General features: G+C 70.6%; 21 protein-coding genes and 1 tRNA gene. 18 read left to right on the top strand and 4 right to left on the bottom strand.

Annotated features, from left to right (window positions below):
• The first annotated feature begins 136 nt into the window (after positions 1–136).
• The 9 genes from DEI89_RS03590 to DEI89_RS03630 all read left to right on the top strand — a co-directional run bounded on the left by DEI89_RS03590 (position 137) and on the right by DEI89_RS03630 (position 10,426).
• Positions 137–1,402: an aspartate kinase gene (locus tag DEI89_RS03590; protein WP_110902666.1), complete on the top strand. Its 1,266-nt coding sequence runs from the start codon at positions 137–139 to the stop codon at positions 1,400–1,402.
• Between the two features lie 17 nt (positions 1,403–1,419).
• Entirely contained in the window at positions 1,420–2,478 is a 1,059-nt protein-coding gene (locus tag DEI89_RS03595) for an aspartate-semialdehyde dehydrogenase (protein ID WP_110902667.1), read from the top strand.
• Positions 2,479–2,608: 130 nt separating this feature from the next.
• Complete coding sequence (locus DEI89_RS03600; protein WP_110902668.1) at positions 2,609–4,096, top strand: malate:quinone oxidoreductase; 1,488 nt, start codon at positions 2,609–2,611, stop codon at positions 4,094–4,096.
• Positions 4,097–4,142: 46 nt separating this feature from the next.
• On the top strand, positions 4,143–5,306 hold the full coding sequence (locus DEI89_RS03605; protein ID WP_110902669.1) for an Rv2578c family radical SAM protein: 1,164 nt from the start codon (positions 4,143–4,145) through the stop codon (positions 5,304–5,306).
• Positions 5,307–5,542: 236 nt separating this feature from the next.
• Entirely contained in the window at positions 5,543–6,793 is a 1,251-nt protein-coding gene (locus DEI89_RS03610; RefSeq protein WP_110902670.1) for a sensor histidine kinase, read from the top strand.
• Positions 6,790–8,004, top strand: a complete 1,215-nt coding sequence (locus tag DEI89_RS03615) for a hypothetical protein (RefSeq protein ID WP_110902671.1) — start codon at positions 6,790–6,792, stop codon at positions 8,002–8,004. Before DEI89_RS03610 ends, DEI89_RS03615 begins: the two co-directional genes overlap by 4 nt.
• Positions 7,991–8,692, top strand: a complete 702-nt coding sequence (locus tag DEI89_RS03620) for a response regulator (protein ID WP_258366259.1) — start codon at positions 7,991–7,993, stop codon at positions 8,690–8,692. The genes DEI89_RS03615 and DEI89_RS03620 overlap by 14 nt, the downstream gene beginning before the upstream one ends.
• Positions 8,692–9,327 (top strand): thymidine kinase, encoded by a 636-nt coding sequence (locus tag DEI89_RS03625; RefSeq protein WP_110902672.1) that lies wholly within the window; start codon positions 8,692–8,694, stop codon positions 9,325–9,327. The genes DEI89_RS03620 and DEI89_RS03625 overlap by 1 nt, the downstream gene beginning before the upstream one ends.
• A 58-nt stretch (positions 9,328–9,385) precedes the next feature.
• Positions 9,386–10,426 carry an LLM class flavin-dependent oxidoreductase gene (locus DEI89_RS03630; protein ID WP_110902673.1) on the top strand — a complete coding sequence of 347 codons (1,041 nt, stop codon included), beginning with the start codon at positions 9,386–9,388 and terminating at the stop codon, positions 10,424–10,426.
• Positions 10,427–10,629: 203 nt separating this feature from the next.
• Here DEI89_RS03630 and DEI89_RS03635 read toward each other — a convergent pair.
• The 3 genes from DEI89_RS03635 to DEI89_RS03645 all read right to left on the bottom strand — a co-directional run bounded on the left by DEI89_RS03635 (position 10,630) and on the right by DEI89_RS03645 (position 14,625).
• Positions 10,630–10,703 (bottom strand) — tRNA-Pro (locus DEI89_RS03635).
• Between the two features lie 335 nt (positions 10,704–11,038).
• Positions 11,039–11,992: a metallophosphoesterase gene (locus tag DEI89_RS03640; protein ID WP_110902674.1), complete on the bottom strand. Its 954-nt coding sequence runs from the start codon at positions 11,990–11,992 to the stop codon at positions 11,039–11,041.
• Positions 11,989–14,625, bottom strand: a complete 2,637-nt coding sequence (locus DEI89_RS03645; protein ID WP_110902675.1) for a transglycosylase domain-containing protein — start codon at positions 14,623–14,625, stop codon at positions 11,989–11,991. Before DEI89_RS03645 ends, DEI89_RS03640 begins: the two co-directional genes overlap by 4 nt.
• A 50-nt stretch (positions 14,626–14,675) precedes the next feature.
• On the opposite strand from DEI89_RS03645, the gene DEI89_RS17565 reads away from it, so the two are divergent.
• On the top strand, positions 14,676–14,834 hold the full coding sequence (locus DEI89_RS17565) for a hypothetical protein (RefSeq protein ID WP_166781082.1): 159 nt from the start codon (positions 14,676–14,678) through the stop codon (positions 14,832–14,834).
• Entirely contained in the window at positions 14,831–15,292 is a 462-nt protein-coding gene (locus DEI89_RS03650) for a RidA family protein (protein ID WP_110902676.1), read from the top strand. The genes DEI89_RS17565 and DEI89_RS03650 overlap by 4 nt, the downstream gene beginning before the upstream one ends.
• 84 nt (positions 15,293–15,376) lie before the next feature.
• On the opposite strand, the gene acs is transcribed toward DEI89_RS03650, so the two are convergent.
• Positions 15,377–17,326 carry an acetate--CoA ligase gene (acs, locus tag DEI89_RS03655; protein ID WP_181421474.1) on the bottom strand — a complete coding sequence of 650 codons (1,950 nt, stop codon included), beginning with the start codon at positions 17,324–17,326 and terminating at the stop codon, positions 15,377–15,379.
• Between the two features lie 657 nt (positions 17,327–17,983).
• On the opposite strand from acs, the gene DEI89_RS03660 reads away from it, so the two are divergent.
• The 7 genes from DEI89_RS03660 (at position 17,984) to DEI89_RS03690 (ending at position 26,144) form a co-directional block, all read left to right on the top strand.
• Complete coding sequence (locus tag DEI89_RS03660) at positions 17,984–19,186, top strand: CpaF family protein (protein ID WP_110902766.1); 1,203 nt, start codon at positions 17,984–17,986, stop codon at positions 19,184–19,186.
• The gene (locus tag DEI89_RS03665) at positions 19,183–20,022 is read left to right on the top strand and encodes a type II secretion system F family protein (RefSeq protein ID WP_110902677.1); all 840 of its coding nucleotides are present in this window, start codon (positions 19,183–19,185) and stop codon (positions 20,020–20,022) included. Before DEI89_RS03660 ends, DEI89_RS03665 begins: the two co-directional genes overlap by 4 nt.
• Before the next feature lie 143 nt (positions 20,023–20,165).
• A complete protein-coding gene (locus tag DEI89_RS18295; RefSeq protein ID WP_110902678.1) occupies positions 20,166–20,417 on the top strand; it encodes a DUF4244 domain-containing protein in 252 nt (83 codons plus the stop codon).
• Positions 20,414–20,827, top strand: coding sequence for a TadE family protein (locus DEI89_RS03675; protein ID WP_110902679.1), 414 nt, complete (start codon positions 20,414–20,416; stop codon positions 20,825–20,827). Before DEI89_RS18295 ends, DEI89_RS03675 begins: the two co-directional genes overlap by 4 nt.
• Before the next feature lie 625 nt (positions 20,828–21,452).
• A complete protein-coding gene (gene topA, locus DEI89_RS03680) occupies positions 21,453–24,266 on the top strand; it encodes a type I DNA topoisomerase (protein ID WP_110902680.1) in 2,814 nt (937 codons plus the stop codon).
• Positions 24,267–24,280: 14 nt separating this feature from the next.
• Positions 24,281–24,925: a dTMP kinase gene (gene tmk, locus DEI89_RS03685; protein WP_110902681.1), complete on the top strand. Its 645-nt coding sequence runs from the start codon at positions 24,281–24,283 to the stop codon at positions 24,923–24,925.
• A 76-nt stretch (positions 24,926–25,001) separates the two neighbouring features.
• The gene (locus DEI89_RS03690; RefSeq protein WP_110902682.1) at positions 25,002–26,144 is read left to right on the top strand and encodes a DNA polymerase III subunit delta'; all 1,143 of its coding nucleotides are present in this window, start codon (positions 25,002–25,004) and stop codon (positions 26,142–26,144) included.
• Position 26,145: the final 1 nt, after the last annotated feature.

Raw genomic sequence — 26,145 nt, forward strand, 5'->3', positions numbered from 1 at the left:
CCGGGGACGGGGCGACGCGGTCGTCCGCGCGGGATCCTTGCGTCGCGACCCGCTCGGACGCAACATCCGTGGAACACCGTCTACGATTGTCGAGCCGCGTGACGTCGCGGTGAACCGTCCCCAGGAGTGCGTGCCCGTGGCCTTGATCGTGCAGAAGTTCGGTGGTTCGTCCGTCGCGGATGCCGAGAGCATCAAGCGCGTCGCGAAGCGCATCGTCGAGACGAAGAAGGCCGGCAACGACGTCGTCGTGGCGGTGTCCGCGATGGGCGACACGACCGACGAACTCGTCGACCTCGCGCACGAGGTCACGCCGATCCCGGCGGGTCGCGAACTCGACATGCTCCTCACCGCGGGCGAGCGGATCTCGATGGCGCTCCTGGCGATGGCGATCAAGAGCCTCGGCGTCGAAGCCTCGTCGTACACGGGCAGCCAGGCGGGCATGCTGACCGACGCTCAGCATGGCAAGGCCCGGATCGTCGACGTCACCCCGAAGCGTGTCCGTGAGGCGCTCGACGCCGGCCACGTCGCGATCGTCGCCGGCTTCCAGGGCTTCAACCGCACCACGGGGGAGATCACCACCCTCGGCCGCGGCGGCTCCGACACCACCGCCGTCGCCCTCGCGGCAGCGCTCGACGCCGACGTCTGCGAGATCTACACCGACGTCGACGGCATCTTCACCGCCGACCCCCGCATCGTGCCGAAGGCCCGCAAGATCGACCGGGTCACCACCGAGGAGATGCTCGAGCTCGCAGCGTCCGGTGCGAAGGTCCTCTACATCCGCGCCGTCGAGTACGCCCGTCGGCACGGTGTCACCCTGCACGTCCGTTCCTCGTTCAGCAACGCCGAGGGCACCATCGTCTACAACCCTGCCGAGGGGGAAACCGTGGAAGAACCGATCATCACCGGCATCGCCGGCGACCTCTCCGAGGGCAAGATCACCGTCGTCGGTGTGCCCGACCAGCCCGGGAAGGCGGCTGAGATCTTCACGATCGTGGCGCGCGCCGGCGCGAACATCGACATGATCGTGCAGAACGTCTCGGCGGCCTCGACCGGCCGGACCGACATCTCGTTCACGCTGCCGAAGGACCAGGGCCAGAGCGTCCTGACGGCGCTCGAGGTCTCGAGGTCCGACATCGGCTACGAGGGCATCCAGTACGACGACCAGATCGGCAAGCTCGCCCTGGTCGGTGCCGGCATGCGGACGAACGCCGGTGTCTCGGCCCAGCTGTTCCGCGCGCTGCACGACGCGTCGATCAACATCGAGATGATCTCGACGTCGGAGATCCGGATCTCGGTCGTCACCCGTGCCGACACCCTCAACGAGGCGATGCGGGTCGTGCACGAAGCATTCGGCCTGGACGCCGACAACGAAGCCGTCGTCTACGCCGGCACCGGCCGCTGAACCCGAGCAGGAGCACCATGACCGACACCCAGTTCACCGTCGCCGTCGTCGGCGCCACCGGCCAGGTCGGCGCCGTGATGCGCCGTCTGCTCGAGGAGCGCGAATTCCCGGCGGACACGGTCCGCTTCTTCGCGAGTGCCCGTTCCGCCGGGACGAGCCTGCCGTTCCGCGGTCAGCAGATCGTGGTCGAGGACTCCGAGACCGCTGACCCGTCCGGCATCGACATCGCGCTGTTCTCTGCCGGTGCGACCGCTTCCCGCTCGCTGGCACCCCGGTTCGCCGCCGCCGGCGCGCTCGTCATCGACAACTCGAGCGCCTGGCGGCTCGACCCGCAGGTCCCGCTCGTGGTCAGCGAGGTGAACCCGGAGGCGATCGACGACGCCGAGAACGGCATCATCGCGAACCCGAACTGCACGACGATGGCGATCATGCCGGTCCTCAAGGCGCTCGACACCGAGTCCGGCCTGCGCCGCCTGGTCGCGACCACCTACCAGGCGGTCTCCGGCAGTGGGCTCGCGGGGGTCGAGGAACTCCTCGGTCAGGCCCGTGCCGCGCTCGAGCAGGACACCGCGGCGCTCACCCATGACGGGTCGGCCGTGACGTTCCCGGAGCCGGTCAAGTACGTCCGTCCGATCGCCTTCGACGTCGTCCCGCTCGCGGGCAGCATCGTCGAGGACGGCTCGGGCGAGACCGACGAGGAGCAGAAGCTCCGCAACGAGAGCCGCAAGATCCTCGACCTGCCGGACCTGCTCGTCGCCGGCACCTGCGTCCGTGTGCCCGTCTTCACCGGTCACTCGATCTCGGTGCACGCGGAGTTCGACCGTCCGCTCTCGCCCGAGCGCGCCACCGAGGTGCTCGCGGCGGCCCCGGGCGTCGAGCTGTCCGACGTCCCGACCCCGCTGCAGGCGGCCGGGCAGGACCCGACCTTCGTCGGTCGCATCCGCGCCGACCAGTCCGCTCCGGCCGGGCACGGCCTCGTCCTCTTCGTCAGCAACGACAACCTGCGGAAGGGTGCGGCCCTGAACGCCGTGCAGATCGCCGAGGTCGTCGTCGCACGGCGCGCAGTCCGCGCCTGAGGCATCCCGGAACTGCACCGACGGCGGCACGTCCGCCGGACGGGAGGCCCGTCACCAGCTGGTGACGGGCCTCCCGTCTGTTCTCCGGCGCGACGGGCCGGCCGTCAGCGGTCGGAGGTAGGCTCGACGGGTGGCAGTGAAGCAGGTGGACCCGATCGATGTCGTCCTCGTCGGGGGAGGGATCATGAGCGCCACGCTCGCCGCGATCATCCACCGACTCGAGCCGGACTGGAAGATCCGGGTCTACGAGCGGCTCGGCTCGCCTGCGCAGGAGTCGTCGAACCCGTGGAACAACGCCGGGACGGGCCACTCCGCGCTCTGCGAACTGAACTACACGCCGGAGTTGCCCGACGGTCGGGTCGACATCGCGAAGGCCGTGACGGTGAACGAGCAGTTCCAGGTGTCGCGCCAGTTCTGGTCGCACCTGGTCGAGGACGGCACGCTGCCCGACCCGAAGAGCTTCATCAACCCGACGCCGCACATCTCGTTCGTCTGGGGCGCGGACAACGTCGCCTACATGCGCGCTCGCTACGAGGCGATGAAGGACCACCCGCTGTTCGCCGGTCTCGAGTACAGCGAGGACGCTGAGCAGATCCGCAAGTGGGCGCCGGCGCTCATCCCCGGCCGCAAGAAGGACCAGCCGATCGCGGCGACGTACTCGGCAGCCGGTTCCGACGTCGACTTCGGTTCGCTCACGCGGCAGCTGTTCGACCAGCTCGAGATCGCGGGGCTCGAGTTCGAGCCGTCCCACCGCGTCACGAAGATCGTCCGCTCGAAGGTGTCCGACGGGTGGGTGCTCGACGTCCGCAACGAGGTCGGTCGCACGAAGCAGCGCATCGCCGCGGACTTCGTCTTCGTCGGGGCCGGCGGCGGCGCCCTGCAACTCCTGCAGAAGTCCGGCATTCCGGAGATCCGCGGATACGGCGGGTTCCCGGTGTCCGGTGAGTTCCTGCGCACCGACGACCCGGAAGTCGTGCAGAAGCACTCGGCGAAGGTGTACGGCAAGGCGAGCGTCGGCGCTCCGCCGATGTCCGTGCCACACCTGGACACCCGCATCGTCGACGGCAGCGCCTCGCTCATGTTCGGCCCGTACGCCGGGTTCAGCCCGAAGTTCCTCAAGCAGGGCTCGGTCCTCGACCTGTTCACCTCGATCCGCCCGCACAACCTGCGGCCGATGCTCGCGGTGGCGTTCTCGAACTTCGACCTGGTCAAGTACCTGATCGGGCAACTGCTCGCCTCGAAGCAGACGAAGTTCGACGCGCTCCGTGACTTCATGCCCGCCGCCGAGCCGGAGCACTGGCACCGGATCACGGCCGGGCAGCGCGTCCAGGTCATCAAGCCGGACGAGGACAAGGGTGGCGTCCTGCAGTTCGGGACCGAGGTGATCACGTCGGCGGACGGGTCGATCGCCGGGTTGCTCGGGGCTTCGCCGGGCGCGTCGACGGCCGTGCCGATCATGCTGAGCCTGCTCCGCAAGTGCTTCCCGGACCGATGGGACGGCTGGCAGGGCGCGGTGCACGAGATGGTCCCGACCTACGGGCATGACCTGGGGGAGGACGCGGCGCTCGCGGACGCCACGCTGGACCGCACCGCGGCGGTCCTCGGACTGCACCGCTGACCTCCGCTGTGTTGCATCTTGTTCGAACGTGTGTTCGAATGAGGGCATGCGGTGGGACGGACAGGCGATCACGGCCGAGCGGAGCGACATGCTCCCCGGGCTCGAATCGAACAGCGGATTCGTCCGCAGTGTGACGACGCCGGAGTTCGCCGGTGTGACCTTCCACGAGGTCCTCGCCAAGTCGGCGTTGAACAAGGTCGGCGGAGCGGACGGCGGCACCTGGGGGATGACCATCAACCCCTACCGGGGGTGCAGTCACGCGTGCGTGTACTGCTTCGCCCGTCCGACCCACACCTACCTGGAGTTCGACGGCGGCGCGGACTTCGACCAGCAGATCGTCGTGAAGACGAACGTGGCGGACGTCCTGACGCGCGAGCTGGCGAAGCCGAGCTGGGACCGGCACCCGGTCGCGCTCGGGACGAACACCGACCCGTACCAGCGCGCGGAGGGTCGGTACCGACTCATGCCCGGCATCATCCGAGCGCTCGCGGATTCGGGGACGCCGTTCAGCATCCTCACGAAGGGCAGTCTGCTCCGCCGGGACATCCCGCTCCTGGTCGAGGCGGCGAAGTCGGTGCCGGTGGACATCGCCATGTCCATCGCGGTGTACGACGACGACCTGCAGCAGTCCGTCGAACCGGGCACCCCGACGACCTCGGCCCGACTGGCGACCGTCCGGGCCGTCCGTGACGCCGGGCTCGACTGCTCGGTCTTCCTCATGCCGGTCCTGCCCTACATCACGGACACCAGGGCACACCTGCAGGACGCCGTCGGGCGCGCAGCGGCATCCGGTGCCACGAGCCTGATGTACTCGGCGCTGCACCTCAAGCCGGGCATCAAGCCGTGGTGGTACGAGTGGCTCGGCCGCACCCACCCGGACCTGGTCGGCCGGTACCGGGCGATGTACCTCGACAACACCTACGCGCCGAAGGACTACCGGCGCTGGTTGGCGGAGCGGGTCGGGCCGATCCTCCGCGAGCACGGGCTGTCGCTCGGACAGGTCGACCCCGCCACGGGCTCGATGGGCTTCTCGGACGACGCCGTCCCGCGCACGTCCGATCAGTCGCCGTTGAAGCGCGCCGACCCCGGGTACGCCCACCCGGCCGAGTACCGGCCGACGAACGGGCAACGTCCGGCCGTGGTGTCGACACCGCCGTCGAACACACTCCGGCCGGAGCCCTCCGTTCCGGGCGGGACACGGTTGTTCTGAGTCGCTGTCGGTCCAGGATCCCGTGTCCGGGGGACAGCGGAGGGTCGGTGGTCGCCGCTACCATGGTCCGGTCTGCCGCCTGAGGATCTGATCGGGGTACACCACCCCGTGCATCGTGGTTGGATCGGAAGCGGCGCCCCCGCAGCTGAACGGCCTCCCCAACGGTCGTCGGACGCGGAGAGCACTCGCTGGCCGGGTGCTCCGTGAACCATCGACCACACGGAAGGACAGCCCCGGTGCTCGGCATCCCCACGCATCTCGCCCCTCGGGTGAACGCGTGGTCGACCGTGCGCGCCTTCCACGCGGCAGCCATCGGGTCCCTCGCGGCCGCGGCGCTCCTGCTGCTGCTCTACCGACTCGACGCCCCGGACGACCACGTCCTCGGCGCGGTCCTGGCCGTCGTGCCGATGCTCGTGATGATCGGCGTGCACACCCACGTCGGCACCTGGCGCTCCGGTGCCGCGTTCCTCGTCGTCGGTGGGATCTGTGCGTGGTGGTTCGCAACCGTCGTGCAACGCGAACTCACCGACGTCCCCTGGGTGAGCTCGTACGTGCTGTCGTTGGTCGTGGTGCCGCTCGTCCTCATCGGCGGCTCCGGCAGCGGAACCGTCCGGGTCGTCCTCTGGTCGGTCTCCGGGTTCGTCGTCGGGCGGATCGTCACCGCGATCGCCGCCGTGCAGTCCGGGGGGCCCGATCACCCCCTCGTCCTCGCCTGGGTGACGCTCGGCTTCGTGATCGCGCTCGTCGTCGCGGTCAGTCGGTCGACCGCGCGCTCGGAGCGCGTCCAACCCGAGCTGCTGCGATCGGCCCGTGAAGAGCACGTCACCGCGTACCGAGCCGGCATCGAAGCCGAAGCCGCCGCGATCCTGCACGACACCGTCCTCAACCACCTCAACGCCATCGCACTCGCTCCCGCCGGTCCGATGGACGAGCACCTCGCCCGCACGATGGAGTCCGACGTCGCGATGCTCACCGGGCGGGCCTGGCTGGCGGGCGACACCGTGGCGGACGGTACCGGTCCGGCCGACGCGACGTCGGACGGGGTGGCGGCGTTCGAGCGCATGCTCGACGAGCAGCGGGCCTCGGGCCTCCAGATCACCGTGACGGGCGATCCCACGTCGGTCGGACGGTTGGACCCGCACGCGATGACCGCGGTCGTCCGTGCCGTCGGACAGTGTCTGGCGAACGTCCTGAAGCACGCTGGCACCGACGCCGCCGAGGTCAGCGTCTTCGACGATGGTGTCGCCTGCACGGTGATGGTCGTCGACGACGGCCGCGGGTTCGACGAGCAGGCGACCGGGGCGGACCGGATGGGGCTGCGCAACTCCGTCCGTGAACGCATCGGGCGCGTTGGCGGTGACGTCCAGGTGTGGTCGTCGCCCGGGTCCGGCACGAGCGTCATGATGAGCGTGCCGTTCGCTGCGTCGGTCGGTTCGGCGTCGGTCCTGCACCTCGCCGGGGACGACGACGTGGAGCGTGCCTCGTGAGTGGCGGTCGGAAGGTCGACGGTCGCACCGGCGGGAGCCGGACCGCGCAGCAGTACGACCCGCTCGGTTCGATGGGGTCGCGACCCCTCGCGGTCGTGATCGGCGCTGGCGGGGTGCTCTGGGCGACGCTGGTCTCGCTGTTCGACCGTGACGTCGTCGGCGCCCCGACCGTCAGCGCCCTGACGGTCCTGCTGCTGGCCGCCTCCGCGGTCGTGGTGATCAGTGCCTCCAGCCCGTTCCGTGCGCCGTTCACCCGCTGGGCGTTCGTCGCACACGTCGCCTTGCTCTCCGCCGCGACCGTGACCAGCGCGGCGGCGCAGTGGGGGCCGGACCGCTCGCTGGTCAACGACTTCATGGTGCTGCTCTCCGCGATCGGCATCGTCGCCGTCGCGCCGTACCGACCGTGGACCGATCTGGTGGTCGGCGGGGTCGTGCTGGCGGCGGTCAACGCGGCGACCGCCGGCACCGTCGCGGCCGTGTACCCGGCGGGCGTGCCGGTCAGCGTGGGTGCGTTCCTCGCCGCAGCGCCGACCCTCGTCCTGACCGCCGCGTCGGCCGTGTTCGCGCGGACCTTCGCCGGACTGGCCGAACGCGTGCAGATCCGCGCCGGTTCCTACTCCGTCGAGCGGGCCGAACGTGACGGCATCACCGCGAGCGTGCAGCAGGACCGGTCCACGATCCTGGCGCGCGACGTCGCGCCGTTCTTCGCCGAACTCCGGGCGCGTGCATCGATCTCCGACGCCGACCGGGAACGGGCCCGTGCGATCGCCGACGGCATCCGTCAGGTGATGGTCGCGGAAGCGGACCGTACCTGGCTCGAGTACGCGGTACGGGTGTCCGGGGACGCTGCGGCGACCGTTCACGACTCCGACGGGCTGGCTGCCGCGATGGACGCTGACCAGCGGACCGTCGTCCGCACGTTCGTGCGGGCCCTGCTCCATGCCGCCACGGTGGACCCGGCCGGCGTTCGCGTCACCGTCGCCCCCGTCGGCGGTCTCGCTCCCGGTCGGGGCGCGGACGGCCCCGCGGTCAGGGGGACGACGAGACCGCGGGTGGGGATGACCTTCGACGTCGCGGTCGCCGACTCGGACGTCGGCATCCACCGGACCTTCGACCCCTACTTCGCCGTCCTCCGCGTGACGTTCCCCGACACCGACGTCGCTGTCCGGCCGTCGTCACTGACATTAAGGTTCTCGTATGACCAGCACTGACCCGAACCGGCTCGTGGAGGGCGGTCCGTCGATGCCGACCCCGGGCGCGCGCCGGGTGCGTTTGGCCATCCTCGACGACCACGAGGTCCTGCTCGACAGCCTGTCCAGCTGGATCGCGGTGAACGCCTTCGACTTCGACCTGGCCCTCACCGCGCACACCTGGCTCGAGATGGTGCACAGCGACAGCTTCCCGACGGACCTGGTGTTCCTCGACTTCCAGCTGAAGGAGCCCGTCTCGATCGAGGCCCGGGTCCGCACCTGCCGTGCCGCCGGCGCGAAGGTCATCGTGCTCTCGAGCGTCGACGCCCGCGAGTCCCGCGACCGGTCGCTGGCCGCCGGTGCCGCTGCCTTCCTGTCGAAGTCGCTGCCGATGCGCGAGGTCATGGACATCGCCCGCGAGGTCATGGGCGTCGCCCGTGAGACGCCCGCACAGCGCGAATGGCGGCCACTGCCGACGGGGGCGAGCGCACACCAGCGGCCGAAGCTCAGCCACGGCGAAGAGGAAGCACTCCGCCTCTACGTCTCCGGGTACTCCACGAACGAGGTCGCCGCGCAGATGAACGTGCAGTACGAGACCGCGAAGACCTACCTGCGCCGCGTCCGAGAGAAGTACGCGAAGGTCGGTCGTCCGGCGTCGAAGAAGTCCGACCTGATCCGTCGTGCGGCGGAGGACGGCTTCCTCGCGTAGTGGCGAAGCTCTACTTCCGCTTCGGCGCGATGAACAGCGGCAAGAGCACCGGACTCCTGCAGGCCGCCTACAACTACGAGGAGCGCGGCCAGCGCGTCCTGCTCGCGAAGCCCGCGGTCGACACGAAGGGCGACCGCGAGATCGTCTCTCGGCTCGGCGTGACGCGGACCGTCGACGTCGTCCTGCCAGCCGACGCCGATGTCCGGGCTGCCGTCGCCGATGCCGGCGCGACCGACCCGGAGTCGGCGCGCCTGGACGGCATGGTCCGACCGGTCAGCTGCGTGCTCGTCGACGAGGCGCAGTTCCTCACCCCTCGTCAGGTCGACGACCTGCTGCGCATCGCCGTCCTCGATCAGATCCCGGTCCTGGCGTACGGCATCCGCACCGACTTCCGCACCGAGGCGTTCCCGGGCAGCCGACGTCTGCTCGAGGTCGCGCACTCCCTCGAGGAGCTGAAGACGATCTGCCGCTGCGGACGGAAGGCCGTCTTCAACGCGCGGAAGATCGACGGACAGTTCGTGTTCGACGGGTCGCAGGTCGCCATCGACGGCGCCGACGTCGAGTACGAGTCCCTCTGCGCCAACTGTTACCTCACCGAGTCCGGCGGGCGGCTGGACGGCGAGACCGGGCGCTGACAGCGCGGCAGGACGGGAGGCGCGGAATGGCCGCGGGTCGGCCCACGTTGGCTTCGTCATGAGCGACGCACCCCTGCACCTTTCCGTCCTCGACCTCGCCACGCGCGAGTACGGCCAGTCGAACACCGAGGCCCTGCAGGGCTCGATCGACATGGCCGTCCGGGCCGAGCAGCTCGGCTACGAACGCTTCTGGGTCGCCGAACACCACGGCATGCCCGGGATCACCTCGTCGGCGCCCGCCGTCCTGCTCAGTGCCGTGGGAGCTGCGACCTCCACCATCCGCATCGGCTCCGGTGGCGTGATGCTGCCGAACCACGCACCCCTGGTCATCGCCGAGCAGTTCGGCACCCTCCGCGCGCTGTACGGCGACCGCGTCGACCTCGGCATCGGCCGGGCACCCGGGACGGACGGTGCGACGGCGATGGCCCTGCGTCGCACGGACCGACTGGACGTCGACGACTTCCCGCAGCAGCTCGCCGACCTGGTCGGGTTCTTCACCGGTATGGAGGAGTCGAACCCGCTCTCCCGGATCCGCGCCGTCCCCGGCTACGGCGACGTTCCCGAGTTCTGGCTGCTCGGTTCCTCCGGCTACAGTGCACAGGTCGCCGGTGCGCTCGGGATCGCCTTCGCGTTCGCGCACCACTTCGCCTCGGACAACACCGAAGCAGCGCTCGCGCTCTACCACCAGTCGTTCCGACCCTCCCGCTTCCGGTCCCAGCCGCTCGCCCTGATCGGCGTGCAGGTCGTCACCGACGAGGACCCGGCCGTGGTCGAGGAGCAGAGTGCCCCGGGCATGATCTCGTTCATCCGCATGCGTCAGGGCACGAAGCCCGAGCCGGTGTCGATGGACGAGGCCCGCGCCTACCAGTTCTCGGACCTCGAGCGTCGGTTCGTCGCCGCGCGCACCGAGCGTCAGGCGTACGGCACCCGGGACGAGGTCGCGGCGAAGATCAACGACCTGGTTCAGTCCACCGGTGCAGACGGCGTGATCGTCGCTCCGGGAGCGGCGCAGTCGCGCTACCGGCACCAGGCGCTCGAGGTCGTCGCCGGACTGCACGCCGAAGGGCGGCTGGTCCGAGCGGGCGTCGCGGCCGGCTAGGGAGCGGGCTCGCCGAGTGCGGGCAGCATCCGCGCGGATCCGTCGGGTTGCAACCGGTTCGCGCCGCGGGAGACCTTGGTGCGGATCGGTTCTCGTTGTGCGGCGGCGGAGGCGGTTGCGGGCGATGCCTCCGGCGGGAGGTCCGGACCGACCCCTGGGATGCAGAACGGCCCTGGTTCCGAGTGGAACCAGGGCCGTGGCTGTCGGGGTGACAGGATTTGAACCTGCGACCTCGTCGTCCCGAACGACGCGCGCTACCAAGCTGCGCCACACCCCGCGGTGTGATCACTCCGTTCCCGGAGCAACCCCAGAAGTCTACCCGACGTTCGGGGGTGCACACGACCACACGATGTCAGCCGGGCGCGTCGCGGTCCGGCGGCGGCGGGGCGGGCTGAGCCGCGCCTCCAGTGCTTGCCTCGCAGCCCGTCGCGATCCCTGCGGACCGGTGCGCGGGATCCGGACGCGAAAGCGACAGAACCGCGCCGCTGGACCGTACACATCTGTCGCTTTCGACTCGGGGACTGTCGCACCAACCATCCCGCGGCGGCGCCAGCGGGTGCCGGAACCGGCGTGCGGGGACGCCGAGGGACAGCGCGATGTGTCGGCGCGACCTCAGCCTCGGGCGGTGAGGGTGACGACGACGGCCTCGGGCCGCACCGCGAACCGGACCGGGGCGTAGATCGAGGTCCCGAGACCGGCCGAGACGTTGAGCCATGACCAGTGCGTGCGGTTCTGCCACTGGTGCAGACCGCTGGCGTACCGACGGGGGAGGTCCGAGTTCGTCACCAGTGCCCCGACCCCGGGGACCGCGACCTGCCCGCCGTGGGTGTGTCCGGCGAAAACGACGTCCGCACCCTGTGTGACGAAGGCGTCCAGCACACGGCGGTACGGCGCGTGGGTGACCCCGATGGAGACGGGGGAGGGGCCGGATTCGTCCTCCGACCAGGGGACCTCGGAGCGCATCTCGTCGACGTTCGCCGGCAGCAGGTCCAGGCGGTCCCAGTCCCGGTGTGCATCGGAGGTCCCGAAGAGCTCGAAGCGCGAACCGCGGACCTCGATCGCGCGGGCGTGGTCGTTGAGGTCGAGCCACCCGAGCGACTCGAAGAACGCCGTCTGCCGGTCGACGTCGAGCCTGACCGGCTGGGTCTCCGGCCGCATCGAACTCGGGCCGGAGAGGTACTTCACGGGGTTGCGCGGCGACGGCGCGAAGAAGTCGTTCGAGCCGTACACGAAGGCACCGGGGACACCGCGGAACGGCTCGAGGGCGTACTCGACGGCAGTGTTGGCGGTCTCGTGCCCGAGGTTGTCGCCGGTGTTCACGATGAAGTCCGGCTCGACCAGGCTGAGATCGCGGATCCACTGCTGCTTGTCGGCCTGCCACGGAGCCATGTGGATGTCGGAGAGGTGCAGCACCGTCACGTCCCGAGAACCCGCGGGCAGGACGGGGACGGTCTCCCACCGGATGCCGAACCGTCGACGCTCGACCAGTGACCCCCACGCAGCCGAGGCGACGCCGACCGCGGCACCCGCGGCCAGGACGCCGAGGGCGCCGCGGCCGCGCGTCATCGGCAGGCCTTCGGAGCCTTGCCGTCCTTGTTGCCGAACAGCTTCAGGGTCACGCCGCTGCCCTTGGCGACAGCGGTCCCGGCGCCCGGGGCGATCGCCGCCACGGTGCACTCGTTCTTGCCGTCGCCACGCTCGTACTCGCCGGCTATCGCCACGTTCGTGAAGCCGGCCCCCGACAGTTCGGAACGAGCGTCGTCGACCTTCTCGCCCCCGACGTCGGGAACCGAGGCCTGCGAGCCGTCAGTCGTGTAGACGGTCACGCTCGAGCCCCTGGAGAGCTGCAGACCGGCCGCGGGGCTCGTGGTGGAGACCGTCCCCGCGGTCCCGCCGCCAGCCTGGACGCCACCGTCGACGTAGGTCAGTCCCGCGTTGGCCAGCGCCGCTCGTGCTGCGTCGGGGGTCTGACCGGCGACGTTCGGGACGGTGATGCTGTTGCCGCGGATCGCCGCTGTGGTCGGGGTCTCGAACTGGCCGCCCGGGTACTGGGTGTTCACCGCGGTCTGGGCCTGTCGCCAGAGTGCAGTGCGGGAGCCGGCGTACTGGCCGTTCGGGCCGTAGACGAAGCGAAGGCTCTGCTTGCCCTCGATGTTCCCGAGCCACGCGGCGGTCGCGGTCTTGGTGGTGGCACCGACCAGCCAGATCTGGTCTGCCTCGTCGGTCGTGCCGGTCTTGGCGAACTCGTCGAAGCCGTCGGCAGTCCGACCCCCGACGGCGGTTCCGACCGTCAGGACCTTCTTCAGCGCGAAGATCGCAGTCGCCGCGACCTGCGGGTCGATCGCCTGCTTGCACTCCTTCGGCTGGCCGCCGAGCGACTTGCCGTCGGCGTTCGTGACGTTGTCGATCGCGATCGGCCGGCAGAACGTGCCCTTGTTCGCGATGCCGGCGTAGGCCGCGGCCATCGTCAGCGGAGCGATGTAGTTCGTTCCGAGGACGAACGACGGGTTGGTCCGGACGTCACTGGTCGTCTTCTTCGACATGTCGTCCGCGTACTCGGTCGAGGTCGCGCGGGGCTTCGCGACGTGGACACCGAGGCTCTCGGCCGTGTCGCGGATGTCGCAGAAATCGAGCTTCTGGGCCATCTGGACGTAGGAGTTGTTGATCGAGCGGTAGGTGGCGTTCTCGACGGTCATGTTGCCGCCTTCACCGGGCGCATCATTCTTCACCGTGTAGGGGGTGTAGATCGGCGTCTTGCACTGGGTGAAGCTCGAGAAGGTGCGCGGTGTACCGTTCACGATCTCCTGCAGTCCATGGCCGTTCTGCAGCCAGTTCAACAGCGTGAACGGCTTGAACGTCGAACCGGTCTGGAAGCCCTCACCGCCGCCGTACTGCTGGTCGACGCTGAAGTTCAGACCGGTGTCCGTGGCCGGAGCGCAGGCGTTGGGGTCCGCACCTTCCGAGCCACAGGCGGAGAGCTGGTTGTAGTTCTTGTTCTGCACCATCGTGAGCACCCGACCGGTGTCGGCCTCGACCGAGTTGATGACGCCGCCGAGTTTGAACCGGGACTCGGTGTTCGGGGCGTACGCGTTGATCAGGTCCTTCTGCGCGTTGTTGATGTCAAGGTTCAGCGTGGTCTGGATCGTGTAGCCACCGTTGCGCCAAGCGGCGTCGCGCTGCTTCTGCGTCGCGCCGAGCTGCGACATCTCCTTGACGACCTGTACCGCGTAGTCGCAGAAGAACTGCGCGCCGTTGCCCGCGGCGGCCTTGCAGCCCTGCGTCGGGTCGGTCAGGTGCACGTAGTCAGCAGGCTTGGACGCGATGGCCTCGTCGAACTGCTTCTTGTCGATGTGCTTCTGCGCGTACATCGACTTGAGGATGACGTCACGTCGGGCGACGTTGGCGTCGTAGAACTTGGGGTCGGACAGGTTGCGGGTGTTCGGGGACTGCACGATCGCCAGGATCGACGCGCCCTCGGCCGGCGTGAGGTCGGTGGCGTTCTTGCCGAAGTAGTGCTGGGCTGCCGCCTGGACGCCGTACGTCTGGTCACCGAAGAAGGCGATGTTGAGGTACCCGGTGAGGATGTCCTTCTTCGAGTACTTCTTCGCGAGCCCGATCGCGAGCTTCATCTCCTCGAGCTTGCGGGAGACCGAGACCTTCGTCGCCTCGTTGTAGGCCTTGAGACGCTCCTCCGGAGTCGGGAGCTCGAGGGCCTGCTGCATCTTGATGTTGCGGACCAGCTGCATCGTCAGCGTCGAGCCACCGCCCGAGTCGCCGAGGCCACCCCCGGCGACCGTGCCCACACCCGCGCGGACCAGCGAGGTCATGTCGACACCGCCGTGGTCCCAGAAGCGCTTGTCCTCGCCGTCGATGGCCGCGTTCTTCAGGTTGTCGCTGATCTGGTCGTACTTGAGCTCCTGGCGGTTCTGGTCGTAGACCGTCGCCAGGTGCACGGGCTTGCCGCCCTGGTAGGCCAGGACTTCGTTGCGCTGGGGCAGGTCACCGAGCTCGATGTACTCGGGCAGGGACTCGAACACACCGATCGTCGAGGTCGTCGTGACACCGGCGACGGCGATGGCCGGCGTGACACCGATGGTGACGAGCAGACCGGCGAGCGCGCTGAAGCCGACGAAACCGATGAAGGCGCCGACTGCGGAGACGGGCTTGGTCCGACGGGCAGACGTCTTCTGGGCAGACATAGGATGCAGCCTAAACGACACCTCGGACTGAAAGGCTGGCAAGGAACCGCATGCGCCGCTGGGAATACCTCACGACTCCGTTGATCATCCACAACACCACTGCCATCCTCAACAACTTCGGTGACGAGGGCTGGGAGTTGGTCCAGGTCGTCACCGGCCCCGAGGGCGGCCTGGTCGCCTACCTGAAGCGTCCGAAGGCCGACGCGTGAGCATCGAGGACCGCCTGCGCGAGCTCGGCCTCACGATCCCGGCCGTCGCGGCCCCGGTCGCCGCCTACGTCCCGGCTGTCGTCTCTGGCCGTCACGTCTTCACAGCGGGGCAGCTGCCCTTCGTCGACGGCGCCCTCCCGGTCACCGGCAAGGTCGGCTCGGGGGTCGACGCCGCGACCGCGACCGCGCAGGCACGTCAGGCCGCGCTGAACGGCCTCGCCGCCGTGCAGAGCGTCGCCGGGTCGCTCGACCGGGTGGCGAAGGTCGTCAAGGTGACGGTCTTCGTCGCCTCGGACCCGTCGTTCACCGGTCAGCCCGGGGTCGCGAACGGTGCCTCGCAGCTCGTCGGCGACGTCTTCGGTGAAGCGGGCGTCCACGCCCGCAGTGCCGTCGGCGTCGCGGTGCTGCCGCTCGACGCCCCCGTCGAGGTGGAACTGATCGTCGAGCTGACGGACTGAACCACCGGCGGACGGAAGCCGTCCGCGGACAGCAGGAGAGCCTCCAGACAGACCGGCCTGGAGGCTCATCCTGCGTCCCGCGAGCTACATCAGTTCCGCGATCGTCGCCATGATCGTCGGGTCGGCCAGCGTCGTCGTGTCACCGATTCGGCGGCCCTCGGCCGCGTCGCGGAGGAGGCGCCGCATGATCTTGCCGGAGCGCGTCTTCGGCAGCTCGGGGACGATGACGACCTGGCGTGGCTTCGCGATCGGGCCGATCCGCTTGCCGACCCAGTTGCGGAGTTCCGTCGCTGCGGAGTCGCGGTCGACGTCGGCGGCTGCTTCGGCGGTGAGGATCACGAACGCGACCACGGCCTGCCCGGTCGTCTCGTCGGCGGCACCGACGACGGCCGCCTCGGCGACGCCCTCGTGTCCGACCAGCGCCGACTCGATCTCGGCGGTGGACAGGCGGTGCCCGGAGACGTTCATGACGTCGTCGACGCGCCCCTGCACCCAGATGTCGCCCTGTCCGTCGAGTCTCGCCCCGTCGCCGGCGAAGTACTTGCCGGGGAACCGGGACCAGTAGGTCTCGACGAACCGGTCCGGGTCGCCCCAGATACCGCGTGCCATCGACGGCCACGGTTCGGTGATGGTGAGGTAGCCGCTGCCGCCGGGGTCGACGCGGTGTCCGTCGTCGTCGACGATCTCGGCGACGATGCCCGGCAGCGGCGTCTGGGCCGCGCCGGGCTTGAGCTTCGTGACGCCGGGCAGGGCGGAGATCATGATCCCGCCGGTCTCGGTCTGCCACCACGTGTCCACGATCGGCGTCCGGTCGTGGCCGATGACCTGCCGGTACCACTGCCACGCCTCGGGGTTGATCGGTTCGCCGACGCTGCCGAGCAGGCGCAGGGTCTCGAGGCTGCGTGCCTCCGGGATCTGACGGCCGGCCTTCATCGCCGCCCGCACGGCCGTCGGAGCCGTGTAGAGGACGGTGACGCCGTACGCGTCGACCAGGTCCCACCAGCGGCCGGGCTTCGGCTCGTCCGGCGTGCCTTCGTAGAGGACCTGCGTCACGCCGTTCGCCAGCGGTCCGTAGACGACGTAGGTGTGCCCGGTGATCCAGCCGATGTCGGCCGTGCACCAGTACACGTCCTTCTCCGGGTGCATGTCGAACACGTTCTTGTGCGTGTACGCCGCCTGCGTCAGGTAGCCGCCCGAGGTGTGCACGATGCCCTTGGGCTTCCCGGTCGTGCCCGAGGTGTACAGGATGAAGAGGGGGTTCTCGGCGGGGAAGGCCTGCGCCTCGTGCTCCGGAGCGGCGGCGGCGAAATCGTCGTGCCACCAGCGGTCCCGGTCGGTCCAGTCGACGTCGTTGCCGCCGCGCTGCACCACCAGAACGTGCTCCACGCTGGCGGTGCCCTCGCCCCGCAGGGCCTCGTCGACCGCGGGCTTGAGCGGTGAGACCGCGCCACGTCGCCAGCCGCCGTCCGCCGTCACGACGACCTTGGCGCCCGCGTCCTCGATACGGGCGCGCAGGCTCTCGGCGCTGAACCCACCGAAGACGACGGAGTGGATCGCGCCGAGGCGTGCGATGGCCAGCATGGTGACCACGGCCTCCGGGATGAGCGGCAGGTAGACGACGACGCGGTCGCCCTGACCCACGCCGAGCCCTTCGAGCATGTTCGCGGCCCGCTGGACGTCCGCGGTCAGGTGCGCGTACGTGATGGTGCGGGTGTCGCCGTTCGCCCCCTCGAAGTTGATGGCGACGCGGTCACCGTTGCCGGCGCGGACGTGACGGTCGAGGCAGTTCTCGGCGACGTTCAACTCGCCGTCGGCGAACCAGCGGGCGAACGGTGCCGCCGACCAGTCGAGCGCGCTCGTGAACGGCGTCCGCCAGTCCAGCAGTGCTCGGGACTGTTCGGCCCAGAAGGCCACACGGTCGGCGCTGGCCGCGTCGTGCAGGCCGCTGTCGGCGACCGCGTCGGCCACGAACTCCGGGGACGGCGGGAAGGTCGTCTGGTCGTCGTGGATCTGGTCCTGCTGCGGCATCGTCATCGATGTCCTCTCGTCTCGTCCGCCCGGGGCGTGGTCGGACCCACCGAGGCAGTCGACGACCGGGCGCCTTCGCAGACTACTCCGGGCGACACCGCAGCCGAGGCGCCGGTGGACGACTCGGTCACCGGCGATGCTCGGGTGCAGCCTCGCGCAGCCGGGAGGCCGATCCGCGCGCAGGATCGCGTTCTCCGGTCAGCGGTGTCGTCGCATCCCGTTCCTGGGGTACAGTTGTCCGTGCCGGGCTCGTTCCCGGTGGCGCCGGTCAAGATTCCCCCCAATCCGCCGGTGTCCTGGCGGCACCCGTTCCCCCCAACAGGTGCCGCCTCTTCTTTTTCCCGTGGTTCCCTCATGTGTGACGGCGCCCACGCGGCGGGTCCGACCCGGCTCGATCCGCGGAGGGACGCGGAACGGTGAACAGAACGGTCCACCAGCAGAGTTGCTCGCTGCGTCCTGGTCGACCTGAGGACAGCGCGGTCCGTGCCTGTCGTGTCCCCCTCTTGGCCGACCGGCGGCGACTCCGCAGCGCGCTGCAGGCGACGGGGTACGGCCGACGAGATCGGGGTACAAGTCCGGCACGATCGCGCCCGCCGGATGCGTTCTCCACCGATCCGGTCAGGAGGCCCGCCCGCCGTCGACCACGCCCGTACCGTCCTCGACATGCACCGGCATCGCGCACCGTTCCTGCCCGGCACACCACGACCGGACCACCAGCGGCAGGCTGCGTCGCTCGTCGACTTCGAGGAGCTCGCGCCCCTCGTCGCCGACGACCGTGTCACCGACGTCCTGGTGCTCGGGGGGCGCGGGGTGTGGACCGACCGCGGGACGGGCCTCACCGCGGTCGGTGGACTCGTCCTGTCCGAGACCCGCGCCCGCGACCTCGCCCGTTCCCTCGTGGCCCGCGGCGGGCGGCACATCGACGAGACCACGCCGTGTGCGGACGTCCGACACGGCGACGGCATCCGCGTCCACGCGGTCCTCGCTCCGGTGAGTGTCCTCGGCACGGCGATCTCGATCCGGCTGCCACAGAACCCGCTGCCGAGCATCGCCCGGCTCGTCGGCGGCGGGTTCTTCGAGCGGATCCCGCGGACCGTGGTCGACCGCGCCGTGCAGGAACGACGGAACGTCCTGGTCACCGGAGCGACCGGCAGTGGCAAGACGACCCTGCTCGCGGCGATGCTCGGCCTGGTCCCGACCGACGAGCGGATCGTCACGGTGGAGGACGTCGCCGAACTCCGGATCGACCACCCCCACGTCGTCGCACTCGAAGCACGACAGGCCAACGCGGAGGGTGCCGGAGCGCTCGGCACCGAACGACTCCTCCGGGAAGCGCTGCGGATGCGGCCCGACCGGATCGTCGTGGGGGAGTGTCGGGGCGCCGAGGTCCGGGAACTCACGTCAGCGCTCAACACCGGGCACGACGGGGGAGCGGGGACGGTCCACGCGAACGGGGTCGACGACGTCGCGGCGCGGCTCGAGGCGCTCGGGGCGCTCGCCGGTCTCACCCCGGGGTCGCTCGCGCGGCAGGCGGCGAGTGCGTTCGACCTCGTCCTGCACGTGGAGCGTCGGAACGGGGTGCGACGGCTCGCCGAGGTGGGGCGCTTCGGGGTGGACCGGCAGGGGCGGCTCGAGGTCATGCCGGTCTCGATCGGTGCGTCCGGGGGACTGGGGATGCCCGGGCGGGAACGGGCGCGACGGGCTCGCGCGGTGCCGGCGGGTTCCCTGGGGACAGCTGGTCCGGGTGGTGACGGCGACGGCGAGCGGGGAGACGGCGTGATCGCGGGTGGCCCCGGTCCGGTCGGCTCGGCGATCGGCGGTCCGCGCGCCGCTGGTGGAGCACATCGACGGACCCGCGGAGCGTGACGCGGACGGATGACGCGCTCGCCGCGGCGCGGGCGTTGGACCGGGTCGCCGTGCTCGTGTCCGCCGGCGTCCCGCCGCCCCGGGCCGTGGCACTCGTGTCCGGACCCGGGCAGGGAGCACGCACGGTGTCGGCCGGAGGCCGTCCGGAGATCGACGGAGTGCTCGCCGTGGCGGCACGGACAGGAGCGCCCGTCGTGCCCGCACTCCGGGCGCTCGCAGGGTCGCTGCGGGACCGGGCTGCGGCGGAACGAGCGATCCGTACGGCGACGGCCGGGCCACGGGCCAGCGCCAGGGTGGTCCTGGCGCTCCCGGCGTTCGGTGTGCTGCTCGGTTCGGCATGGGGCGTCGACACCGTCGGGGTGCTCACCGGGACGTCGGTCGGGTGGTGCTGCATCCTCGTCGCTGTGTCCCTCGTGGTCGCGGCCGCACGGTGGAGCCGCCACCTGCTCGCCGAGGCCTCCGACAGCGGACCGACACCCGGCCTCCTGCTCGAGGTGTGGGCCGTCGCGCTGTCCGGAGGCGGCGCGTGGATCGACGCGGCGCACACCGTCGAAGCGGTCTACGGCGACCGGGCCTGGCCCGACGCTGACCGGGAGTGCCTCGTCGAGACCCTCGCCCTGGCCGACCACGCGGGGGTCCCGGCGGCCGGTCTCCTCCGCGCCGGCGCCGTCGACCGTCGTGCTGATGCAGCCGCCGAGGGCCTGGTGCGTGCTGAACGACTCGGGGTGCGACTGGTGCTGCCGCTCGGCGTCTGCGTGCTGCCGGCGTTCGTGTCGGTCGGAGTGGTGCCCGTCGTGCTCGGCATCCTCTCCTCCACATCCACAGGCCTCCGTTGAACTCTGCACGGACCCGTCGGTTGGCCCCTGCCGAAGGGCGCGTCCGCCGAAGGTGGAGGCAGGTCCCCGCGCCGCAAGCACCTCGCGCGGGGCCGGTCACGAGCACCGGACCGACCGGTGCCGCGAGAGAGAGGAACGACGCCATGCAGGAAGGACACTCCGACGCTGCCCCGGACACACCGTCGGCCGAACGAGCACAGCGGCTCGGACGGCATCCATCGCCGAGCCCAGCGTCGCCGAGCCGGTTGTCCGATGACCAGGGATCCGCCACCGCCGAGTACGCCGTCGTCATCCTGGCGGCGGTGGCCTTCGCCGGCGTCCTCGTCGCGGTCATGCGGTCCGGCGAGGTGCAGGCGATCCTCACGGACCTCGTCCGGACGGCGCTCACACCATGAAAGGGGAACGACGCGTCAGCCACGACCGGGACGAGCACCAGGATCACCGCCGGAACCAGCACCAGGACGACGGCCGTGACCGCGGATCGGTGACGGTCGAGTTCGCCCTCGCCCTGCCGGTCTTCGCCGTGGTCTTGGCCGCGGCGATCGCCGGGGTGATGGCCGTCGACGGGCAGGGGCGGCTGCAGACCGCCGCCGCCGTCGCTGCCCGGGCATTCGCGCGCGGTGACGACCCGGCTGCACGGCGGGCCCTCGAGCGCGCCGACGCCGGCACGGTCCGTGTCGAACGAGCGGGGGGCCTGGTCTGCGTCCGTGCCGGACGACCGGCCGGCGCGGGGCCGTTCTCGGACGTCGTGCTGCAGGGGAGCGGCTGCGCCGTGGACGAGGCCGACACCGGTGACCGGTCCTGACGCGACCGGACCGATCCGGACCGCGACGGAGGGCCACCGCGGCGGCCTGCGGTCCAGGAACGCGCGGTCCAGCACGCTGCGGGCCAGCACCCTGCGGGCTGGTGAGCAGGGATCCGCCACGGTGGCGCTCGCGGCCGTCCTCGCGGTGGTCGTCCTCGTGACGGGCTCGGTCCTCGGCGCGGCTGGTCACCGGGTCGGGGCCGCTCGTGCCCGGGGAGCGGCGGACGCGGCGGCGCTCGCCACGGCGGCATCGGCCATCGGGCTGGTGTCGGACCCGCCCTGCCGTGCTGCTGGACGCCTCGCTCGGGCCAACGGAGCCGTCCTCGTCGCCTGCGGTGTGGACGGGGTGGTCGCCCGGGTCGACGTGGCTGCCGGCGGTGGCCTGCTGTCCGCCCACGCCGTCGCCGTGGCCGGCCCACGGCCTGCTGCGGCGACGGCCGGCCGACGCGCCGTGGGCCGCCCGCGCGGTCCAGCCACGTGCAGCGGACTCGCTCCGGCTCCACCGGCCATCCCCACCGGAGTGTGTATGGTGTGCCTGTCGGCCCGCCGGTCACCGAATTCCCGGTCGACCCGGACGCTTCCACGACGTCCGTCGGCCGATCAGCACCATCGATCAAGGAGTCACGTGCCAGGCACGAAGAAGCTCGTGATCGTCGAGAGCCCCGCGAAGGCGAAGACGATCGCGCAATACCTCGGTGACGGATACGACGTCCAGGCGTCTGTCGGACACATCCGTGACCTCGTCGAGCCCAAGAACCTGCCGGCCGAGCTCAAGAAGGGCTCCCTCGGCAAGTTCTCGGTGGACGTCGACAACGGGTTCGAGCCGTACTACGTCGTCTCCGATGCGAAGAAGAAGACCGTCGCGGACCTCAAGCGTGCGCTGAAGGACGCCGACGAGCTCTACCTCGCAACAGATGAGGACCGCGAGGGCGAGGCCATCGCGTGGCACCTGCTCCAGGTGCTGAAGCCCAAGGTGCCCGTCAAGCGCATGGTGTTCCACGAGATCACCAAGGAAGCCATCCAGCGCGCCCAGGAAGCCACGCGGGAACTCGACACCGCGTTGGTCGACGCCCAGGAGACCCGTCGCATCCTCGACCGGCTCTACGGGTACGAGGTCTCGCCGGTGCTCTGGCGCAAGGTCGGGCCGGGCCTCTCCGCCGGTCGTGTCCAGTCCGCGGCGACCCGCCTCGTCGTCGACCGTGAGCGCGAGCGTCTCGCCTTCGTCTCGGCGAACTACTGGGACCTGACGGCGCGCTTCGAGAAGTCCGACGAGGGGGCCTTCACGGCTCGCCTCGCCCGGATCCAGGGCAAGCGCGTGGCCTCCGGTCGTGACTTCGACGACCGTGGTCAGACCACGGCGGACGTCGTCCGTCTCGACGAGGGGTCGGCGAGCTCGCTCTCCGCGGTCCTCGACCGCGCCGGCGACGCCGTCGTCCGCAGCGTCGAGTCGAAGCCGTACACACGCCGACCGGCAGCTCCGTTCACCACGTCGACGCTGCAGCAGGAAGCCGCGCGCAAGCTCCGCTTCTCGGCCCGTCAGACGATGAGCGTCGCGCAGTCGCTGTACGAGAACGGCCACATCACCTACATGCGTACCGACTCCGCGTCGCTGTCGCAGCAGGCGATCACCGCGGCACGCAAGCAGGCGACCGCGCTCTACGGCGCGGACTCGATCCCCGCGAAGCCCCGTTCCTACGCAGGCAAGAGCAAGAACGCACAGGAGGCCCACGAGGCGATCCGCCCCGCCGGCGACACGTTCAAGACGCCGTCGCAGATGGAGGGTGTCCTCCGCGGCAACGACCTCCGTCTCTACGACCTCATCTGGAAGCGCACGGTCGCGTCGCAGATGGCCGACGCCAAGGGCTCCACCGCGTCCGTGGTGCTCGGGATCGCGTCGACCGAGTCGATCGAGGGCCTGGCGTCCACGGCGAGCGGCACCGACGTCGAGTTCACGGCGTCCGGCACGGTCATCACCTTCCGTGGGTTCCTCAACGCCTACGAAGAAGGCCGCGACGAAGAGCGCTCCTCGGGCGACTCCGCGGACGACGCGAAGCTGCCGCAGATGGCCGAAGGCGACCACCTCGGCGTCTCCGACGTGGCGGCCAAGGGGCACGACACCTCCGCACCTCCGCGCTACACCGAGGCCAGCCTGGTCAAGACGCTCGAAGAGCTCGGGATCGGGCGCCCGTCGACCTACGCCGCGATCCTCTCCACGATCATGGACCGCGGGTACGTGACGCAGCGCGGGACCGCCCTCGTGCCGAACTGGATCGCGTTCAGCGTCGTGCGTCTGCTCGAGGACTACTTCGGGGACCTCGTGCAGTACGACTTCACGGCCGAGATGGAGAACGACCTCGACCGCATCGCCAGCGGCGAGGAAGACCGTGTCGACTGGCTCAAGGAGTTCTACTTCGGTGGCGGTGACCAGCGCGGACTCCGCACGGTCATCGACAACCTCGGCGAGATCGACGCCCGCGAGATCAACTCGGTCGAGCTCGCGCCGGGCCTGACCCTGCGCATCGGTCGGTACGGCCCCTACATCGAGACCCCGAGCGACGACCCGGAGAAACCGCGCCGCGTCAACGTGCCGGAGGACATCGCGCCGGACGAGCTCACCCTCGACAAGGCCCGCGAACTCGTCGAGGCGCCGGTCGTCAGCGACCGCGTGGTGGGCATCAACCCGCAGACGGGCAAGGAGGTCCTGGCGAAGGACGGCCGCTTCGGTCCGTACGTGACCGAGCGCACGCCGGAGCCCGAGCCGTCGGTCGACCCGGCGACGGGCGAGGTCCTGGCGGCTGAACCAGAACCGGCTGCAGAGGCGGCAGCGAGCACGGCGACGGGCGCGAAGACCGCGACGAAGACCGGCACGAAGACCGCCGCCGCGAAGAAGGCGCCCGCGAAGAAGGCCACGGCCAAGAAGGCAGCGGCCCCGAAGGAGCGTACGGCCTCCCTCTTCAAGTCGATGGACCCGGGGTCGGTCGACCTCGAGACCGCGCTGAAGCTCCTCGACCTCCCGCGCACGGTCGGGACGGACCCGGAGTCCGGCGACGAGATCACCGCGCAGAACGGTCGCTACGGGCCCTACCTCAAGAAGGGCACGGACACCCGGACCCTGCCGAGCGAGGACGCGATCTTCGACGTCGACCTGCCCGGTGCCCTCGAGCTCTTCGCGCAGCCGAAGTACGGCGCCAAGCGTGCCGCGAGCGCGGCGCTCAAGGAGTTCGACGCGGACCCGGTGTCCGGCAAGCCGATCAAGGTGAAGGACGGCCGCTTCGGCCCGTACGTCACCGACGGCGAGACGAACGCCACGATCCCGCGCGGCGAAGAGGTCGAGACGGTGGACTTCGAGCGTGCGGTCCAGCTCCTCGCGGACAAGCGTGCCAAGGGCCCGGTCAAGAAGAAGGCACCGGCCCGACGCGCCCCCGCGAAGAAGAAGTGAGCACGGACGGAGCAGTGCGCACGGACGACTCCCGCGGCTGGTTCATCACCCTCGAGGGCGGTGACGGCGCGGGCAAGACCACGCAGGCCGAGCGCCTCGAGCAGTGGCTCGGGGCGCACGGCCGGCGGATCGTCCGGACCCGGGAGCCCGGTGGTACGGACCTCGGCCAGCGCATCCGTGAGATCGTCCTGCACGACCGCGGCCACGTGACGCCCCGGGCCGAGGCGCTGCTCTACGCCGCCGACCGTGCACACCACGTCGAGACGGTCGTCCGGCCTGCCGTCGCCCGCGGTGACGTCGTGCTGCAGGACCGGTACATCGACTCCTCGGTCGCGTACCAGGGCGTGGCCCGCGGCCTCGGCGCCGAGCAGATCCGGTCGGTGTCGAACTGGGCAGCGGACGGCATGACGCCGGACCTCACGGTGCTGCTCGACCTCGACGTGAGCCTCGGGCGGGCGCGTGTCGCGGCCGCCCGCGGTGACGTGTTCGACCGCCTCGAGTCCGAAGCGGCGACGTTCCACGAGTCCGTCCGGCAGGCCTTCCTCGACATGGCCCGCGCCGAACCGGAGCGGTTCCTCGTCGTCGACGCCTCCGAGTCGGCCGACGTCGTGCAGGAGCGGATCCGTTCGGCCGTGGCACGCCTGGTCGGGGTCGGTTGATGCTGCGGATCGCGACGACGTGCGCGAGCGCCGACCACCGGCCGGTCCCGTCGGTGGCTCCTGGCAGGATCCTCCCGTGAGCGTGTGGGAGGGCCTGACCGGACAGGAAGAGTCCGTGGCTGCGCTGCGGAGTGCAGCCGAGTCGACCGACGGCACGGGTGGCATGACGCATTCGTGGCTGATCACCGGGCCTCCCGGGTCCGGACGCTCGAACGTCGCCGCGGCCTTCGCCGCCGCCCTGGTCGGCAACGGCCCCGACGACGACCACACGCTGCGTCTGATCACCGCCGGCACCCACCCCGACGTCGCCCGGCTCACCACTCAGCGCGTCATCATCACGATCGACGAGATCCGGCAGCTGGTGACCTCGTCACACTTCTCGCCCTCGGTCGGCCGGTACCGCGTGATGATCGTCGAGGACGCCGACCGGATGACGGAGCGGACCTCGAACCTGCTGCTGAAGGCACTCGAGGAACCGCCGGAGCGCACGGTGTGGATCCTCTGCGCTCCGAGCGAGGCCGACCTGCTGCCGACGATCCGCTCGCGGGTGCGCTCGGTCCGCCTGCGTGTCCCGGGCATCGAGTCGGTCGCCGACCTCATCGTGGCCCGGACCGGCGTGGACCGTGTCCTCGCCACCGATGCGGCGCGTCAGGCGCAGAGCCACATCGGCATGGCGCAACGCCTCGCGACGAGCGAGGACGCCCGTGACCGTCGTCGTCGGACCCTGACCACGGTCCTCGCGATCCGCAGCGTCGGCGACGCCGTGAACGCCGCGGCCGCGCTCCTGGCCGTGGCGGACGAGGACGCCAAGGCGATCACGCTCGAGCGTGACGCCGAGGAACGCGATGCAGCACTCCGGTCCCTGGGTGTCCAACCGGGCGGTACCGTCCCGCCTGCGCTCCGGTCCCAGCTCCGGGTGCTCGAAGAGGACCAGAAGCGTCGGGCGACCCGGAGCCTCCGCGACGGCCTGGAGCGCATCCTCGTCGACGTCTCCTCGCTGTACCGCGACCTGCTGCTGCTCGGACTCGGCGCTCCCACCGAGCCGGTGAACCTGGCGATCCGTCACGAGCTCGAGCGGGCGTTGCCGTCCGTCCCGCCCGCGGCCGCACTCGAGGTCCTCGACGCGATCGCGACCGCGCGGCAGCGCATCGGTGCGAACGTCGCCGCGCTCCTGGCGCTCGAAGCGCTGCTCGTCACGGTCGCCCGCGCCGTCCGCTGAC

Origin of the sequence: Curtobacterium sp. MCBD17_030, from assembly GCF_003224255.1 — a bacterium.
Lineage (GTDB): Bacteria > Actinomycetota > Actinomycetes > Actinomycetales > Microbacteriaceae > Curtobacterium.